Annotated in this window: 19 protein-coding genes; 6 read left to right on the forward strand and 13 right to left on the reverse strand. The window is 36.9% G+C overall.

Annotation, left to right across the window (positions count from 1 at the left end):
• Positions 1-40: 40 nt before the first annotated feature.
• Genes dnaK through CCON33237_RS06470 form a run of 3 tightly spaced genes read right to left on the reverse strand, consistent with a single transcriptional unit; the run spans position 41 to position 3,280 of the window.
• Positions 41-1,915, reverse strand: a complete 1,875-nt coding sequence (gene dnaK / locus CCON33237_RS06460; RefSeq protein WP_054196896.1) for a molecular chaperone DnaK — start codon at positions 1,913-1,915, stop codon at positions 41-43.
• Between the two features lie 31 nt (positions 1,916-1,946).
• Positions 1,947-2,489: a nucleotide exchange factor GrpE gene (gene grpE, locus CCON33237_RS06465; RefSeq protein ID WP_054196897.1), complete on the reverse strand. Its 543-nt coding sequence runs from the start codon at positions 2,487-2,489 to the stop codon at positions 1,947-1,949.
• Positions 2,486-3,280, reverse strand: coding sequence for an HrcA family transcriptional regulator (locus CCON33237_RS06470; protein WP_054197416.1), 795 nt, complete (start codon positions 3,278-3,280; stop codon positions 2,486-2,488). Before CCON33237_RS06470 ends, grpE begins: the two co-directional genes overlap by 4 nt.
• 367 nt (positions 3,281-3,647) lie before the next feature.
• Here CCON33237_RS06470 and CCON33237_RS06475 point away from each other — a divergent pair, with 367 nt between their 5' ends.
• Together CCON33237_RS06475 and CCON33237_RS06480 are read left to right on the forward strand one after the other, a co-directional pair.
• Entirely contained in the window at positions 3,648-3,893 is a 246-nt protein-coding gene (locus tag CCON33237_RS06475) for a helix-turn-helix domain-containing protein (RefSeq protein WP_009294123.1), read from the forward strand.
• Positions 3,894-4,073 carry a hypothetical protein gene (locus tag CCON33237_RS06480; RefSeq protein ID WP_054196898.1) on the forward strand — a complete coding sequence of 60 codons (180 nt, stop codon included), beginning with the start codon at positions 3,894-3,896 and terminating at the stop codon, positions 4,071-4,073. It begins immediately after the preceding gene.
• A 137-nt stretch (positions 4,074-4,210) separates the two neighbouring features.
• Here CCON33237_RS06480 and kdsB read toward each other — a convergent pair whose 3' ends face one another.
• Genes kdsB through CCON33237_RS06510 form a run of 6 tightly spaced genes read right to left on the reverse strand, consistent with a single transcriptional unit; the run spans position 4,211 to position 9,536 of the window.
• Entirely contained in the window at positions 4,211-4,924 is a 714-nt protein-coding gene (kdsB, locus tag CCON33237_RS06485) for a 3-deoxy-manno-octulosonate cytidylyltransferase (protein WP_054196899.1), read from the reverse strand.
• On the reverse strand, positions 4,921-6,384 hold the full coding sequence (thrC, locus tag CCON33237_RS06490) for a threonine synthase (RefSeq protein WP_054196900.1): 1,464 nt from the start codon (positions 6,382-6,384) through the stop codon (positions 4,921-4,923). The genes kdsB and thrC overlap by 4 nt, the downstream gene beginning before the upstream one ends.
• Positions 6,381-6,695, reverse strand: coding sequence for a divalent-cation tolerance protein CutA (gene cutA / locus CCON33237_RS10130; protein ID WP_054197417.1), 315 nt, complete (start codon positions 6,693-6,695; stop codon positions 6,381-6,383). The genes thrC and cutA overlap by 4 nt, the downstream gene beginning before the upstream one ends.
• A gap of 49 nt (positions 6,696-6,744) precedes the next feature.
• The gene (locus CCON33237_RS06500; RefSeq protein ID WP_054196901.1) at positions 6,745-7,665 is read right to left on the reverse strand and encodes a tetraacyldisaccharide 4'-kinase; all 921 of its coding nucleotides are present in this window, start codon (positions 7,663-7,665) and stop codon (positions 6,745-6,747) included.
• Entirely contained in the window at positions 7,658-8,788 is a 1,131-nt protein-coding gene (locus tag CCON33237_RS06505; RefSeq protein ID WP_054196902.1) for a DegT/DnrJ/EryC1/StrS family aminotransferase, read from the reverse strand. The genes CCON33237_RS06500 and CCON33237_RS06505 overlap by 8 nt, the downstream gene beginning before the upstream one ends.
• A gap of 10 nt (positions 8,789-8,798) precedes the next feature.
• On the reverse strand, positions 8,799-9,536 hold the full coding sequence (locus CCON33237_RS06510; protein WP_054196903.1) for an NAD+ synthase: 738 nt from the start codon (positions 9,534-9,536) through the stop codon (positions 8,799-8,801).
• A gap of 120 nt (positions 9,537-9,656) precedes the next feature.
• Between CCON33237_RS06510 and CCON33237_RS06515 the strand changes: the two genes are divergently transcribed.
• Entirely contained in the window at positions 9,657-10,259 is a 603-nt protein-coding gene (locus CCON33237_RS06515; RefSeq protein WP_054196904.1) for an MBL fold metallo-hydrolase, read from the forward strand.
• Positions 10,260-10,431: 172 nt separating this feature from the next.
• Here CCON33237_RS06515 and CCON33237_RS06520 read toward each other — a convergent pair whose 3' ends face one another.
• The 4 genes from CCON33237_RS06520 to CCON33237_RS09930 form a co-directional block, all read right to left on the reverse strand.
• Complete coding sequence (locus CCON33237_RS06520) at positions 10,432-11,709, reverse strand: major outer membrane protein (RefSeq protein WP_054196905.1); 1,278 nt, start codon at positions 11,707-11,709, stop codon at positions 10,432-10,434.
• A 195-nt stretch (positions 11,710-11,904) separates the two neighbouring features.
• Positions 11,905-12,438, reverse strand: coding sequence for a thioesterase (locus CCON33237_RS06525; protein ID WP_054196906.1), 534 nt, complete (start codon positions 12,436-12,438; stop codon positions 11,905-11,907).
• Positions 12,439-12,446: 8 nt separating this feature from the next.
• Entirely contained in the window at positions 12,447-13,316 is an 870-nt protein-coding gene (gene cmoB, locus CCON33237_RS06530) for a tRNA 5-methoxyuridine(34)/uridine 5-oxyacetic acid(34) synthase CmoB (protein ID WP_054197418.1), read from the reverse strand.
• Position 13,317: 1 nt separating this feature from the next.
• Complete coding sequence (locus CCON33237_RS09930; RefSeq protein WP_002942642.1) at positions 13,318-13,485, reverse strand: hypothetical protein; 168 nt, start codon at positions 13,483-13,485, stop codon at positions 13,318-13,320.
• A gap of 91 nt (positions 13,486-13,576) precedes the next feature.
• Here CCON33237_RS09930 and CCON33237_RS06535 point away from each other — a divergent pair, with 91 nt between their 5' ends.
• From CCON33237_RS06535 to CCON33237_RS06545, 3 genes are read left to right on the forward strand one after another with little or no spacing between them, the layout of a single operon-like run.
• On the forward strand, positions 13,577-14,656 hold the full coding sequence (locus CCON33237_RS06535; protein WP_054196907.1) for a transglutaminase-like domain-containing protein: 1,080 nt from the start codon (positions 13,577-13,579) through the stop codon (positions 14,654-14,656).
• Positions 14,653-14,976 (forward strand): hypothetical protein, encoded by a 324-nt coding sequence (locus tag CCON33237_RS06540; protein ID WP_054196908.1) that lies wholly within the window; start codon positions 14,653-14,655, stop codon positions 14,974-14,976. Before CCON33237_RS06535 ends, CCON33237_RS06540 begins: the two co-directional genes overlap by 4 nt.
• The gene (locus CCON33237_RS06545) at positions 14,969-15,226 is read left to right on the forward strand and encodes a heavy-metal-associated domain-containing protein (protein ID WP_054196909.1); all 258 of its coding nucleotides are present in this window, start codon (positions 14,969-14,971) and stop codon (positions 15,224-15,226) included. Before CCON33237_RS06540 ends, CCON33237_RS06545 begins: the two co-directional genes overlap by 8 nt.
• The last annotated feature ends 2 nt before the right edge of the window (positions 15,227-15,228 follow it).

Genomic DNA, 15,228 nt, shown 5'->3' on the forward strand with positions numbered 1-15,228 from the left:
ATTTAGAAAAGAGCAAGGCAAGTGCCCTGCTCTAGGATTTTTACTCGACTTCAGCGTCTATAACGTCGTCGTCTTTTTTGTTGTTTCCGCCGTTTGCGCCAGCGTTTTCATCTTTTTTATACATAGCTTCTGCTAGTTTGTGGCTAGCTTTGCTTAGAGCTTCTACTTTTGCGTCGATCTGCTCTTTTGAAGAGTTTTCATCTTTTAAGACCTCTTTTAGGTCATTTAGCGCAGCTTCGATCTTGCTTCTATCTTCAGCTGGGACTTTCTCGCCAAGCTCGCTCATGCTCTTTTCAGTTTGATGAACAAGTGCGTCTGCTTGGTTTCTAGCTTCAACTGCGTCTTTACGCTTTTTATCCTCTTCTTTGTGAAGCTCAGCATCTTTTACCATGCTATTTATCTCATCTTCGCTAAGACCGCTTGATCCTGAGATAGTGATGTTTTGAGCTTTGCCAGTTGCTTTATCTTTTGCTGAAACGGTCAAAATTCCGTTTGCGTCGATGTCAAATTCAACTTCTATTTGAGGCACACCTCTTGGAGCTGCTGGGATACCCTCGAGATTGAAATTTCCAAGTGATTTATTATCCCTTGCAAACTCACGCTCACCTTGTAAAACCATGATAGTAACAGCACTTTGGTTATCTTCAGCAGTCGAGAAGACTTGGCTTTTCTTAGTTGGTATAGTTGTACCTTTTTCTATGATCTTAGTCATCACGCCGCCAAGTGTCTCGATACCAAGGCTAAGTGGAGTAACGTCAAGAAGTAGCACATCTTTAACGTCACCTTTTATAACCGCACCTTGGATAGCAGCACCGATAGCTACGACTTCATCTGGATTTACGCTCTTATTTAGCTCTTTGCCAAATGCCTTTTTAACCTCTTCTTGAACAAGTGGCACACGAGTTGAACCACCGACCATTACGACCTCTTTGATGTCGCCCTTGCTTAGACCTGCATCTTTGATGACTTCATTTATCTTAGTGATAGTCTCACCCACAAGTGAGTCGATCATGCCTTCAAATTTAGCGCGAGTTAGCTTTTTGACAAGGTGTTTTGGACCAGTCGCGTCAGCTGTGATAAATGGTAAATTTATCTCAGTCTCTTGAGCCGAGCTTAGCTCTTTTTTAGCATTTTCAGCGGCTTCTTTTAAGCGTTGAAGCGCCATGATATCGCCTTTTAGATCGATACCAGTTTCGTTTTTAAACTCACTTACCAACCAGTCGATGATCTTGTTATCAAAGTCATCACCACCTAAAAATGCATTACCGCCAGTTGCCAAAACTTCAACTATATTATCGCCAGTTTCTAGCACTGTAACGTCGAATGTACCGCCACCTAGGTCATAAACTAAAATTTTCTCAGCCTCTTTTTTATCAAGACCATAAGCAAGTGCCGCAGCTGTTGGCTCGTTGATGATACGAAGCACGTTTAGACCTGCGATCGTTCCAGCTTCTTTTGTAGCCTTTCTTTGGCTATCGTTAAAGTAAGCTGGCACAGTAATAACCGCATCTGTTACCTTCTCACCAAGATATGCTTCAGCATCTTCTTTTAGTTTGATAAGAATTTTTGCTGAAATTTCTTGCGGAGTATAGACCTTGCCAGCGATCTCAACCGCGCAAGCGCCGTTTCTATCTACAACATGATATGGCAAGCGAGCCTTTGCCTCTTCAGCATTTTTTTCATTGCTCATCAAACCCATGATACGTTTGATAGAATATATCGTTTTTTCAGGGTTTGTAACTGCTTGACGTTTTGCAACATCACCTACTAAAATTTCACCTTTGTCTGTAAAAGCAACAACAGATGGAGTTGTGTTTTTACCCTCTTTGTTTGGGATAACCTTGCTCTCGCCGCGCTCAAAAACGCTCACACAAGAGTTTGTTGTACCTAAGTCTATACCTATAACTTTTGACATATTTTTCCTTTATTAGATTTATTTTTTAAATTTAGTTTGCCACACTGACCATGGCTGGGCGCAAAACCCTACCATTTATCATATAGCCTTTTTGCAAAGCTTGCACGATCTGACCGCTTTGCTTTTCCTCGCTATCGACCCTTAAAACGGCATTATGCACATTTGGATCAAACTCGACATCAGTTGCGATCTCGCTCACGCCATGCTTTTCAAAACATTTCTTAAACTGATTTATCGTTATCAAAATGCCCTCTTTGATCTTTTTAGCAAATTCATCATCCTCTGGGTCAAAATTTGCAGCGATCTCGAGCGCATCGATGACTGGTAGCAAGTCCCTTGCAAATTTCTCATTTGCATAGCTTGCAACATCTGCTTTCTCTTTTTCATAACGCTTTTTAATATTTTCAAACTCAGCATTTGCTCTGTAATATTTATCAGTGATCTCGCCAAGCTCTTTTTCGAGCTTCTCAACTTTTGAGATATCGCCAAGTGCGTCTAAATTTACGCTATCGCTAGCTGCCTCTTGCACTGGCTCGACCTCAGGTAGATTTTGCTCTTTTACCTCTTCGCTCACGCGGCCTCCTTTATTAGATTTATAAATTTCACATAATCAGTATAAACACTGCCAGCACAGATCATCTGCGCCTCGCTACCAAGGTAGTTTGCTTTAAATTTAAGCCCCATGTAATTTTCATCAAACATAGGAGAAAATGTAAGTTCTTCATCCATCTGCAAGCTAAAACTTGGGTCAAAAACCGTCTTAAAGCGTCTATCCTTAAACATATCAAAGGCTAAAATTTCATTTTCTTGGAAGTAAATTTTAGTCCTTTTAAGCTCTCTTATCTTGTTTTTTAGTTCGCTTAAGCCAACTTGAGAGCAGATAAGCTCAAGCTTGTCTAAACTAACTCCGATAAGGTTGTTTAAAAATTTATACATCCTAGCATCAAACTTGATGACGATCTCATCGCCACTAAAATTTAAAACCAGATATCTATCATTTAAATTTAAAATTTCTAGCAACTCCTTGTCGATCGTGCCAAAAATCATACAATAAAGCTCAAATTCATCACAGAGCATCTTTAAGCTTCCTGGATCATTTATCTCTAAATTTATGTCGTTTTCAGTAAAAATTTCACTCCAATATCTCCTCATCGCAGCGATAGTTGGGATCCTACCGCCACTGATGTGAAGCTTTGTGATCTCGCCCTCATCTGAAAGCTTTTTGAAATAAACACGTATCGTCGATGCTGGTATCGCCACGCTCATGCGAGAGCCAAGCTCGTTTGAGCCAATAGGCATATTGTCCTGCAAATAGGCTTCAATGATAGAATTTAGTATCAAATCGCGTTTATTTGTTTTACTCACTTTTAGCACTCTTTCTTTTTAATTGCTAAGCGGATTATACAACTTTAGTTTATCAATGTCAAGTATATAAGTTAAAAAAATTTATTTATATATATTTAGCCTATATAACTAAACTTTTCTAATGCCTATAATATAAGCTTTGCGTAAAAAAAATAAAATTTAAAACAAAATAAGAAATTTAACTTCAACATAAAAATCCGAAATTTCTAATTTTATTCAAAAATTTAAAAGATTTTTATACTTTTTAACGTATATTATAAATAATTTTTAGTATATTTAATACTTTATTTTGATATTTATATACTATTTTACATTATTTATATAATATTTTAGGTATATTTAATGATAAATAACGTATAATTCTTCAATGATTGAAACAAGTGATATATTTAATTTGCTTCACAATGCAGTTGAGGCAAAAAATATCGGAAAAAAAATTTCACAAGCAAAAATGGCAGAGGATCTTGGCGTGCCGATGAGGACATATCAGGACTGGAGGCTTGGTAACTCAAAGCCGCAAGCTGCTGCTGCTGTTTGCAAACTGCTATGTGAGCTTGACGATGATGAAATATTATTTGTTGTCAATAAGATGAGAAAATTGCTAGGAAAATAGATGGAAAATTTAACACAAAAAGAGAGAATCGACCTTGAAAGCGTTTTTGCAGCCATTTGCACTAAAAAAGAGTCAAAAATTTTAGTTACCTACAAGGATCTATGCTCGGCTGCAGCTTCAAAATTTCATGTAGTTAAAAACAAGATAAAAAAAATAAAATTTACGAAGATAGAAAAGTAGCCTAAATTTGAAGCTCTACACTTCGCTTCAAACCAAAAAAAATTATTTTTATATTAAGGTATTTAAGAATAAAGTTATAAAATACGCAAGAAGAATCCTCTTTAATTTATATGTTTATTAAAGAGAATTCACTTACATTATTTCTTGCCAAATTTAGCTAGCGCTCTTTGGTAGTCCTCTTCGCTGTCGATACCGATACTTTGACTTTCAACCTCTAGCATCGCTATCTTTTTGCCATTTTCTAGGGCACGCAGCTGCTCGAGCTTCTCGGTATTTTCAAGGCTTGAAGGTAAGAGGCCGCAAAACTCTTTTAGGCTTTTTACGCTGTATCCGTAGATGCCAAGGTGCGCCTTGTAGCTTTTGCACTCGCTTCTGTTAAATGGTATCCTCGATCTTGAAAAATAAAGTGCATAGCCCTCAAAATCAGTCACCACTTTGACTAAATTTTTATCATCCGCAAACTCATCGTCCATCTTTTTGTAGCAAGAAAACATAAATGCTTTCCCCTTATTTTGCTCGCAAAATGCCCTAAATTTAGCGATATTTTCAGGCTCGATAAATGGCTCATCAGCCTGAACATTTATGATGATCTCACTCTCGCTTAGCCCCAAAATTTGCGCCGCTTCGTTTATCCTGTCAGTGCCACTTTGATGATCTTTGTTAGTTAGCACCGCTTTTATGCCGTGAGCCTTGGCGATATCAAGCACGCTTGGCTCATCAACAGCAACCGCCACATCATCCACGCCGCTTATTCTAAGAGCCGTCGCCACAAACATCGGCACGCCGTTTATCTCTTTTAAAATTTTATTACTAAACCTTGTTGAGGCAAGGCGGGCTGGGATGATTATCATCGCTCGATCCATTCTAGGACGCACTTTTCGATCTCGTCCTCTTTTATGATGTTTTTGTGTAAAATTTTCGCACTAAATAGCGAGTTTATCGAGTTTGGCACGCTGTCATTTAAAATTTTAGCGGTCTTTGCCAGCGCATCTTTTTCATCTTTTGTATTTGTGATCTGGCACGCTTTTATCATACTTGGCGTAAATTTCACCCAGTGAGCAGTCGATGTGATGACGCTTAATCGGCTAGCATCCACCATTTTAAAGCAAGTAGCCGTATGCGGATCGATCGCGTAGCCGTCTTTTGCGAGCTTTGCGATATATGCCTCGCACTCCTTGTCATCGCACCAGCTAGCCTCAAAATCCTCTTTTAGCGCTTCAAGCTCTTGCTTGCTAAGTTTATAAAATTTATTTTTAGCTAGGCTTTGCATGAGCTCGTTGCTTCTAATGCTACCAAATTTATCAAATAGCAAGCGCTCAACGTTTGAGCTGATCAAAATGTCCATGGCTGGGCTTATCGTCTTAACAAGCTTTTTATCTCTTAGGTCGTAAACGCCGGTAGTGAAAAACTGCGTCAAGATGTTGTTTGCGTTTGAAGCGATCTTGATCTTGCCGATCTTTGCGCCCATTTTTTTAGCGTAATACGCCCCAAGTGCGTTGCCAAAATTTCCACTTGGCACGATGATATCAAAGCTCTCGTTTGCCTTAAGCGCCTTTTGTTTTAGTAAATTTGCGTAGGCGTAGGCGTGGTAGATGATCTGAAAGAGAATTCTGCCAAAATTTACCGAGTTTGCCGCGCTTAGCTTAAGGCGCTTTTTCTTAAGCTCAGCCTTAAATTTATCATTTGCAAGTAGCGTTTTTAGTGCCCTTTGAGCGTCGTCAAAGTCGCCTTTTATGCCAAAAACCTTTAAATTTTCACCCTGCATGGTCTGCATCTGGAGCCTTTGCACCTCGCTCGTGCCGCCGTCTGGATATAAGCAGACAACTTTGATATTTTCATCGTTTGCAAAGGTTTGAAGTGTCGCAGGGCCCGTGTCGCCGCTAGTTGCGCACATGATAAGGTATTTTTCGCCTCTTTCCTTTGCCAACTGGCTAAGCAGCGAACCAAAAGGCTGAAGCGCCATATCCTTAAATGCCCTAGTTGGGCCGTGATAGAGCTCATTTACATATAGATTTTTATCTATTTTTTTAAAAATTACTGGGTGCTTTGGATCATCAAAGCTTGTGTATCTTTTGACCGCTTTTTTGAAAAAGGCCTCTGGCACGTCAAATTTAAATAGCGAGATGATGTGAAGTGCGAGCTTCTCGTAGCTTAATTGTGAGAGCTCTTGCCACTTTGATTTTGTTATTTTTGGAAGCTTATTTGGTGCGTAAAGTCCGCCGTGAGCGGAGCTTGGGCTAAGCATGGCTGTGCTTAAATTTACATTTTTTGTCTTTTCATCTTTTACGCTTCTTGTCGGTGTTAGTCTCATTTTTTGCCTTTTTTGGTTGATTTTTGTATCCAATTTTCATATTTTTTAAAGATCTCTTTTGGCTTAAGTGCCAAAATTTCTGGGGTTTCGTAGCTGTGGTGCTTTCTTATAAAATTAGCCACCTTTTTAAATTTCACGTCCGTTTTTATGAGTAAAATTTGCTCTTTTTCATCGCAAAGCTTCTCTTGCCAAAGATAAAGACTTTTTACGCTAAAACTACTCACACAAGCCGCAAGTCCATTTTTCACTAGCTTTTTGCTTAGTTTTTTTGCCTCTTTTTTCTTTGCGACTGAGGTGATTAAAATTCTCATTTTGATCAAAATTTCCTTTTAAGAAGTGGCTCATTATAACAAAATGGGCTTAAATTTGCTGCGCCAAAACCTTTTTAAACTCCTCGCTTAGCGTAACTTCAAGCGTGATAAGCGAAATTGGCAAACCAAAGTCCTTTGCCTTTACATAGTCCTTTTGCGTCATCAAAAGCGAGGTGGCAGCGTAACTTTGCAAAATTTCACTTAGCTCTTCTTTTGAAAAGTCGTAGTGATCAGGGAAAAATACCTGTCCCACGCACTCGCTAAAAAATGCTTCAAGGCGGGCTGGGTTTGCTATAGCGGTAACTAGCACCATTTTTTCACTTTTATTTAAAATTTCACTCTTTCTAAAGTGAGTTTGCCCTTCAATCGCCACAAAATCAGCAAATTTATAAAAGCTAAATGGATATCTATAAGCCCCACTTGGTAGGCAAAATTTTAGCCTTGGCTCAGGATTTGGACGCACTAATATGTCAAATTTAGCTATGTCAAATTTAGAAAACCCATCATCTAGCAAAATATACTTTGCGCCATGGGTTTTGGCGTACTTTATGGCTACTTTCCTATTTTCGCTTACTATTACATTTGCGTTTTTAAGGCTTGTAGCATATATCATCGCTTCATCGCCACTTGCTGCTACGTCAAGTAAAATTCCGCCATTTCGAGCGACAACTTGCATGCCTTTGCTTTTTCTTTTATAGCCTCTAAGAATGATAAAAGCGCCCTCGTAATTTTTAGCAATTGCCACGCAAAGTGGAGTCTTCCCGCTTCCTCCAAGGGTCAAATTTCCAACGCTTATTACCTTTATGCCAAAGTCTATTTTTCTAGCAGTAAATTTCTTAAAAATAACAATAAGAAAATAGATAAAACTTAATGGCAAAAGTAAAAATGCTAGTAAAATTTGAAATAAATTTGGGCGAAAGAAGTAATCGTTCGCCCAAGCATGCAAGAAAATATTTAATTTCTTAAACACGAGTTTTAGAAATTTCTTTTACTTTATTGCAGATGTATTGCACCTCTTCGTCACTCAAACTATGATAAATAGGCAGTGACAACACTTGCTGATAATTTTTTAAAGCATTTGGAAAATCATTTACTTTAAGCGAGTATTTGTTTTTGTAATAGCTTAGTAAATGTATCGGTATGTAGTGCAATGATGTGTGAATGCCGTGTTCCAAAAGCTCTCTAGCAAAGCCGTCACGATTTTTATTTATCTTAATAATATACTGAGTGTAAATGTGCTCACGTTTTTTAACAGGGATTGTTATATTGTGGCACTCGCCAAGCTCTTTATCATAAATTTTTGCGATCTCTTGTCTTCTTCGTATGAGCTTATCTGTTCTTTCTAGCTGCGCAATAGAAAATGCTGCATTTATCGAGTTTATATCATACTTTAAGCCAATATCTACGACATCATAAATATAACTCAAGCTACCGAATTTATCAATGCCATTTACAAGGGCATAGTTGCGAAGTAGTTTTGCTCTTTTATAAATTTCCTCATCATTTGTCGTAAAAAATCCAACCGTTGATATAGGGTTTTGCACACGAGAGTGTGTTTGAAAGCACGATAAAAAGGAGTCTGAGCCAACTTTTTTGCCATTGTATGTTAGTCCCATACCACGGTTTGCATCATCTAAAATTTTTACACTATATTTCTCACAAATCGCTGTTATTTCGTCCATCCTGGCACTTTGACCTGCGATATGAGAGATAAAAGCACATTTTAATTTTTTATGATTTTGCTCTTTTAGTACTTTCTCAAGGGCATCTGGGCAGATGTTAAAATCTTCTTCATCAACATCCACAAAAATAGGTTCAGCATCAAAATGTCTAACAGCTTGTGCAATGCTAGGAAAGGCATTTATGGAGCAAATGACCTTATCTCCGCGTTTAGTGTCAAGCGCGCTTAGCGCCAAGTGATGTGCGGCTGCGATATTATTTGTGGTAACTACAAATTTTGCACCAAAATACTCTTTTAACTTTTCTTCAAATCTAGCAACGATATTAGTAGTATTTTCAGAGTGCAAAGCCTCTTCAATAAGCTCACTTTCACGCTCAGTGATAGTTGGTCTATAAAACGGAATCTCTCTCATCTTTAATCCTTTAAATTTTCACTATCAACGGCATTTGTCGTTTAAACCTGTTTGAAACAACTCTATTTTCTATATCCGATACTGCTTTTAATCCGAACTTTTTGATGACTTGCTCCTTGTTATTTTCTAAATTTTCTAAAATCTCATCAATAACAGCATAACTGTAACCTATGTCGCCTTCGTCACTTTGTCCATCCCACAAATCAGCCGAAGGTGCTTTGTTGATAAAATTTTTATCAACCCCAAGATGTTTTGCAAATTCAAAAATTTCACTTTTGTAAAGCTCTCCGATAGGATTTATCGCACATGCTAAATCCCCAAATATCGTACCGTATCCGAGCATAAGCTCACTTTTGTTGCTTGTTCCGATAACTAGAGCGTTTATACTAGATGAATAATCATAAAGCAAGCTCATTCTAACTCTAGCTGCTAAATTCCCTTTTCTTAAATTGCTTAAATTTACATCTATCGTTTCATAAAAGGCATTTAAAATGCCATCTATGGATAAAACCTTATATTTTATGTTTAGTTTTTCGCATAAATTTAAGGCATCGTCCATGTTTTGTCTGTTTGATGATGCTGTTGGCATGATGAGTGCATGAGTTTCATTTGGTTTTGCTCTTGCACACAAAGTCGCTACCACAGCAGAATCAATACCTCCACTAACACCCAACAACAAATTTTTATCTTTAGTTTTATCTCTTAAGCTAAAAACTAAAGTTTCTTCGATTTTTTGATACTCCTTCATTCTTCCTTTGCCTAGATTTGCTTCCTTTTGCAAAAATTATACTAAGTGAATTTAAAATTTTTCTTTAAGTTTAAGTAAAAAGATGTAAAATTTTAAGAAATAATAAATTTAAGGTAAAAAATGAGAGTAATACACAAAAGTTTTGGAGATTTTGGCACTAATTGTTACATAGTTACAAAAAATGATTCATCTTTAGTGATAGATCCGGGAGACGGGGCAAAAGAATGGGTTTTGCAAAATGCTAAAAATTTAAAAGCTATCCTTTGTACTCATGGGCATTTTGATCATATTTTTGATGCTGGTAAATTAAAAGATGAGCTAGAAATTCCAGTTTATATTAATAAATTTGATGCTTTCATGTGTGAGAGTGATATTTTTGGTTATATGAAAAGTACTTTTACTCCAGATGTTTTGGTTGAAGATGATGAAAATTTTAACATTGATGATTTTTTCATCAAATTTCATCATTTTCCAGGACATACACCAGGCTGCTCGATGATAGAGATAGATGACACGATGTTTAGTGGAGATTTTTTATTTAAAGGAAGCATAGGACGCTGGGATTTTCCTTTTTCAGATAAAAATGAAATGTTAAAAAGTCTAGGAAAATGTAAAAATTTAAAAGGTAACTTCACGCTTTATCCAGGGCACGGAGAAAGTAGTACACTAAAGGTCGAGCAAAATAATATTGATTATTGGATAGATATAGTAAAAAATAGCTAAAAATTTCGGTGGTATTAATTTCAAATTTCAAGCTTCTAGAATACACTTAATCACTATTAAAAATTTATATTTTTTATAAAACTAAGAGTCAATCAAAAAAGATAGATAAATTTTGTATGGGGTCTATTTAAATTTTAAAAAATCCGAGCGAAAGCTCGCTCGGATAAAGGTTTTAGAAGCTATATTTTGCTTCAAATCTTATACGATTTTGTTTAAAGCTTTCGCTATCTTTTTTATCTTTAGCAGCTGCATACCAAGTTAGGAAATTAAGTTTTTTGCTATATTTGTAGCTAGCTTGTGTATACCACTCATTTCTTTTTGCTCTCTCTTTATCAAGAGCATAGCTTGTGCCTTTACCTTGAGTATAACCAGCACCAAAACCAAATTTATCTATATCATATCCAGCATTAACAAACCAGTAATCGTTGTCACCTTTGATATTATTGTAGTATTGTGATCCACCAGACATTACACCATTTAATATTTTAGTTGGGTTGATTAGCTGACCATTTGCATCAATTGATGTAAATGCGATTTTACCACTATTTCTAGCATCATTATCTTTATTTTTAGCGTCAAATTCTAAGTAGCCAGCATTAAATTTGGCACCAAATAGTTTTGTTCCAGCTTGAACAGCCCAAAAATCAGCATCAGCTACTTTTTTGTGATCTGAATCGCTATAAACATATTGACCTTTTAGGTTTAGGTTTATATCGTCGGTTACATTAAAACTAAATGCTGCCTCAGCACCATAAAGTGTAGCAATTTCTTGTAGGTTAGCAATTGCAGCCTTAAATGATACTGGGTCGTAGCTACCAACTGCACCTAAATAATAAAGATTAGCAGGAGCGTCATGGAATTTTGTACCATCCGTTACTTCTTTTAGGAAAGGTCCATCTACTTCGTTACTATTGTTTTCTATGGCATCATAAGCAGCAGCTGTTAAAGTAAGACCAGACACATCTGTACTTACCGCTTTTAGACCAGTAGCTGCTATATCACCATCATCATAGAAAGTTTTGATAAGTTGTTTACCAGCTGTAATAGTAGTGTTAGATACTTTGTATCCTAGATACATCTCATATACACCAAAAGAATTTGTTGTATTTGTTTTATCTGTACCATCAATTATTCCTCCATTGGCGTCTCTTTTTTCATTGTTGTCACCAGAACCATCTGTAGCAGCATATCTTAGTGTTAAAACGCCAAAGAAGTTATCATCAATTGCAGCTTTAAATGATGTTTGCATTCTAAATGCATGACTAGCTGTATCGTTTGTAGCAGCTTTTGTATCAGCTTTTCTATCACGGTTATCATTTGTATAACGATATCTTGCGAATCCTGAAAGATCTACATTTTTTATAGCTTCTTCAAGTGGAGTTGCACTTGCAACGCTTGAAAATGCACCTAAAGCAACCAAAGCAGCTAAGCTAACTTTTGTAAGTTTCATCTAAATCTCCTTTTGATAAAAAGTTTTGAAAGGATATTATCATAGAAAATTAATTTTATTGCTTAATTTTCCTTAAAAATTTAAAAAATGTTACCAATTATTTACCAAAATAGGATAATGAGATAAAGATTGTCTTTTTAAAATTTCGCTTTATTTGGGAGTAATTGCAAGAAAATCAAAAATTTTTACTTACTTTTAGCTATTATCTTTAGCTTCTTCTCGTTCTTTTTTCTGCCTTATAGCAGCTTCTTTTTGGATATTTTTTTGTTGAGCCAAGAAGATATGCTCTTCAAGTGTGACAAGTTGAAATATTCCTTCAAAAATTTTTATATCTTTAACATATCCAAGTACTTTCACTTCTCTTTTTCTGCTCTCTTCAAATCTTGCTTGCGCGTCAAATTCCACCACGTCACCAAGCTTTAGTGGCCCAAAGAAATTTATCCTAGCCCCGATACTAACGCAAAATTCTTCATTAATAGCTAAAAGCGCGGCATGATTTGCACCCATAAAAATAAATCCGCTATGAATAAGCCCCTCAGTATCGCACACCATATCATCTGTAGTAAAAAATCTAGTCTTTGCGTGATTTTTTTCAAGCAAAAATGCCGTTCCACTAAAATTTAGCTTTGTAAGTGGAGCGGTTTTGATCTCATTTCTTAGTGGATTTTCATCTTCTGGTAAGATTATTTGCGATTCATCTTTTACATCATAAATATTTTCTTCTGCCATTTTTATCCTTAAATTTTAACTCTAACATATGCTCTTTTTGGTGCTGGGTAGCCCTCGATGGTCTTTGTATTATCGTCTGGATCTAAGAAATTTCCAAGACTCTCGCCGTCTATCCACTGCGTTTTTCGCTGCTCATTTAGATCAGTCGCCTTTGTTTCAAGTAAGGTAAAATCCCTAAATTTAGCTCTCTCGCACCAATTTTGAAGTACTGAGAGTGTTGGCACAAAGTAGATATTTGGAATTTTTGAGTATCTATCTTTTGGGCTTAGCACAAAGTCACCATCCATATCTATATACATAGTATCTAAAAATAGCTCACCGCCAGGATTTAGCGCAGTTTTTAGCTCTTTTAGCATTTTTATAGGATCGCTTCTATGATATATCACGCCAAGGCAAAAAATGGTGTCAAATTTTGCTCCAAACTCTGGCAAGCTCTCTACCCCAAGAAGCTCGTAAGCGATATTTGAGCGGATAAATTTATTTAAAAAAGCAAACTGCAAATATGTATGCACGCTAGGATCAAAGCCAGTTATGCTTTTTGGACCGTACTCAAGCATCTTAAACATATAATACCCATTATTGCAACCAACATCAGCCACGCACTTGCTAGCTAAATTTAGATGAGGAGCTAAGATATTAAATTTAACAAAACTTTGCCACTCGCTATCTATATATATATCATCAAGCCCAAATGGCCCTTTTCGCCAAGGCTTTAGGCTAAGGGCCAGATCATAAATTTCATCTTTTCCAGCTTGATGCAAATTCTTAAATTTCACATTTACACTATCTTTTAGCTCAAGCTCGCAGTCAAAATTTGATAAATTTTCTATCCTATTAAAAATTTGCTTTTGCTGCTCATTAAATTTACTAAGATTCACGCTATTTCCAGTCGACGATGTTGTGTGGGCACTCTTTTTGGTAGGTGCCAGTCGCGTCATAATACTCTTTACAGTCATTATAATATTGAGTCGAAACTCCGCGCTCATTCATGTAAAGACAACCGTTGCAAAATAACGCTATAAAGCCTAAAAATATAATCTTTTTCATATGGCGGATTTTATCATAAATAAAATTTTTATGCTAGAATAGCAGGCAGTTTTAGAGCCAAGTTTGGCTAATATTAAACAAAAGGCATCTCATGCAAAGAAGAGATTTTTTTAAATTCGGCGGTCTTTTAGGTGCAGCTAGTCTGCTTCCAAATGTTAGTTTAGCTAGCGATGAGCCAGCAAGCCCAGTAATCAGAAATTTTGATGTAAATTTTAAACACCAGCTGCTTGAAAAAGGCAAGAGCTCAAGAATTTGGTTGCCACTTCCACTAAGCACCACTTATCAGCAACTAACCAAAGACTACGTCATAAACACAACCGCTAAAAATGTTTATATTTCAGATACTCTTGTACCAACGATGTATGCTGATTTTGAAGAAAATGAGCCAAGACCTATTCTAAATGTGCAGTTTAAAATCCAAACAACAGAGAGAAATACTGACTTTAGCAAGGTAAATTACGATCCAAATGAGAAGGTCGACCCTGCAGTTTTAGAGTTTTTAAAACCAACCTCACACATCCCAACTGACGGAGTCGTAAGAGCAAAGGCACTAGATATAGTTGGAAACTTAAAAGGTGACTTGGAACGTGCAAAAGCGATCTACACATGGGTTGCAAACACTATGCAGCGCGATAACAGTATCCTAGGATGTGGCACAGGCGACGTTAGAGCAATACTAGAAAGCGGAAAACTAGTGGGCAAATGCACCGACATAAACTCTGTTTTTGTGGGACTTTGCAGATCAGTTGGTATCCCAGCTAGAGAAATTTTTGGAATTAGAGTTGGTCAGTCTAGATTTTCAGATCAGATGGGTAGCGCAAAAGATGGCGTAGCTAAAATTTCAGGCGGACAGCACTGCAGGGCTGAGTTTTACTTAAAAGGATATGGTTGGATACCAGTTGATCCAGCAGACGTTACAAAGGTAAGACTTGGCGAGAAATTAACAAACGATGACGCTAAGATCGTAGCTGTTAGGGATTATTGCTTTGGCAACTGGGAGATGTGCTGGATAGGCTTTAACTACGGACGTGACTTTATCTTAAAGCCAACTCCAGAGCAAACTCCGCTAAATAACTTTGGCTATCCATACGCTGAAATTGATGGCAACACACAAAATTATTATTCGCCAAAAGAATTTAGCTACGACTACGTCTCAACCGAGCTAAAATGAGAGCCTTTTGGCTGATACTAACATCCATAGGTAGTGCTATCGGCGCTACCTTGTGCTGCTTGCCGGCACTTCTTTTCTTGCTTTTTGGCACATCTTTTTCATTTTTATCTTGGACACAAAATTTATACGAGTACCGCGTCCCTTTAAGCGTTATAGCCGTCATTTGCTTTGTGATTTCAGGGATTAGTCTATTTTACAAGCCAAAAAGCTGCAACTTAAGCTATAAAAAGAAAAAATGGATACTTATATATATACTTTTTGGAGTGATTTTGCTTTTACTCCTTACATACCCAGAGCTTTTAGGAGAAATTTATGCGTAAAATTTTAGTTTTAGCCCTTTTAGTAGCTGCAAGCTACGCTGATAAAAAGATAGAAATTTCAGTACCTAGCATGCACTGTCCGCTTTGCACGGCGATTGTTAGAAAGGCTGCTCTTAGCGTTGATGGCGTAAAAAAGGCAGATGTATCGCTAAAAGAGCGAAAAGCTGTCGTTATAGCAGATGATAAGGTCGATGAAAAAGAGCTTTTAAAGGCGGTCGATGCAACCGGCTATAAGGGCGAGATAAAATAAAT

Origin of the sequence: Campylobacter concisus (genome assembly GCF_001298465.1) — a bacterium.
Lineage (GTDB): Bacteria > Campylobacterota > Campylobacteria > Campylobacterales > Campylobacteraceae > Campylobacter_A > Campylobacter_A concisus.

Excerpts from the sequence above, each read along its gene's own strand:
- dnaK (WP_054196896.1), bottom strand. The coding sequence starts at position 1,915 with ATGTCAAAAGTTATAGGTATAGACTTAGGTACAACAAACTCTTGTGTG.
- CCON33237_RS06475 (WP_009294123.1), top strand. The coding sequence starts at position 3,648 with ATGATTGAAACAAGTGATATATTTAATTTGCTTCACAATGCAGTTGAG.
- CCON33237_RS06480 (WP_054196898.1), top strand. The coding sequence starts at position 3,894 with ATGGAAAATTTAACACAAAAAGAGAGAATCGACCTTGAAAGCGTTTTT.
- kdsB (WP_054196899.1), bottom strand. The coding sequence starts at position 4,924 with ATGATAATCATCCCAGCCCGCCTTGCCTCAACAAGGTTTAGTAATAAA.
- thrC (WP_054196900.1), bottom strand. The coding sequence starts at position 6,384 with ATGAGACTAACACCGACAAGAAGCGTAAAAGATGAAAAGACAAAAAAT.
- cutA (WP_054197417.1), bottom strand. The coding sequence starts at position 6,695 with ATGAGAATTTTAATCACCTCAGTCGCAAAGAAAAAAGAGGCAAAAAAA.
- CCON33237_RS06505 (WP_054196902.1), bottom strand. The coding sequence starts at position 8,788 with ATGAGAGAGATTCCGTTTTATAGACCAACTATCACTGAGCGTGAAAGT.
- CCON33237_RS06510 (WP_054196903.1), bottom strand. The coding sequence starts at position 9,536 with ATGAAGGAGTATCAAAAAATCGAAGAAACTTTAGTTTTTAGCTTAAGA.
- CCON33237_RS06515 (WP_054196904.1), top strand. The coding sequence starts at position 9,657 with ATGAGAGTAATACACAAAAGTTTTGGAGATTTTGGCACTAATTGTTAC.
- CCON33237_RS06520 (WP_054196905.1), bottom strand. The coding sequence starts at position 11,709 with ATGAAACTTACAAAAGTTAGCTTAGCTGCTTTGGTTGCTTTAGGTGCA.
- CCON33237_RS06525 (WP_054196906.1), bottom strand. The coding sequence starts at position 12,438 with ATGGCAGAAGAAAATATTTATGATGTAAAAGATGAATCGCAAATAATC.
- CCON33237_RS09930 (WP_002942642.1), bottom strand. The coding sequence starts at position 13,485 with ATGAAAAAGATTATATTTTTAGGCTTTATAGCGTTATTTTGCAACGGT.
- CCON33237_RS06535 (WP_054196907.1), top strand. The coding sequence starts at position 13,577 with ATGCAAAGAAGAGATTTTTTTAAATTCGGCGGTCTTTTAGGTGCAGCT.
- CCON33237_RS06540 (WP_054196908.1), top strand. The coding sequence starts at position 14,653 with ATGAGAGCCTTTTGGCTGATACTAACATCCATAGGTAGTGCTATCGGC.
- CCON33237_RS06545 (WP_054196909.1), top strand. The coding sequence starts at position 14,969 with ATGCGTAAAATTTTAGTTTTAGCCCTTTTAGTAGCTGCAAGCTACGCT.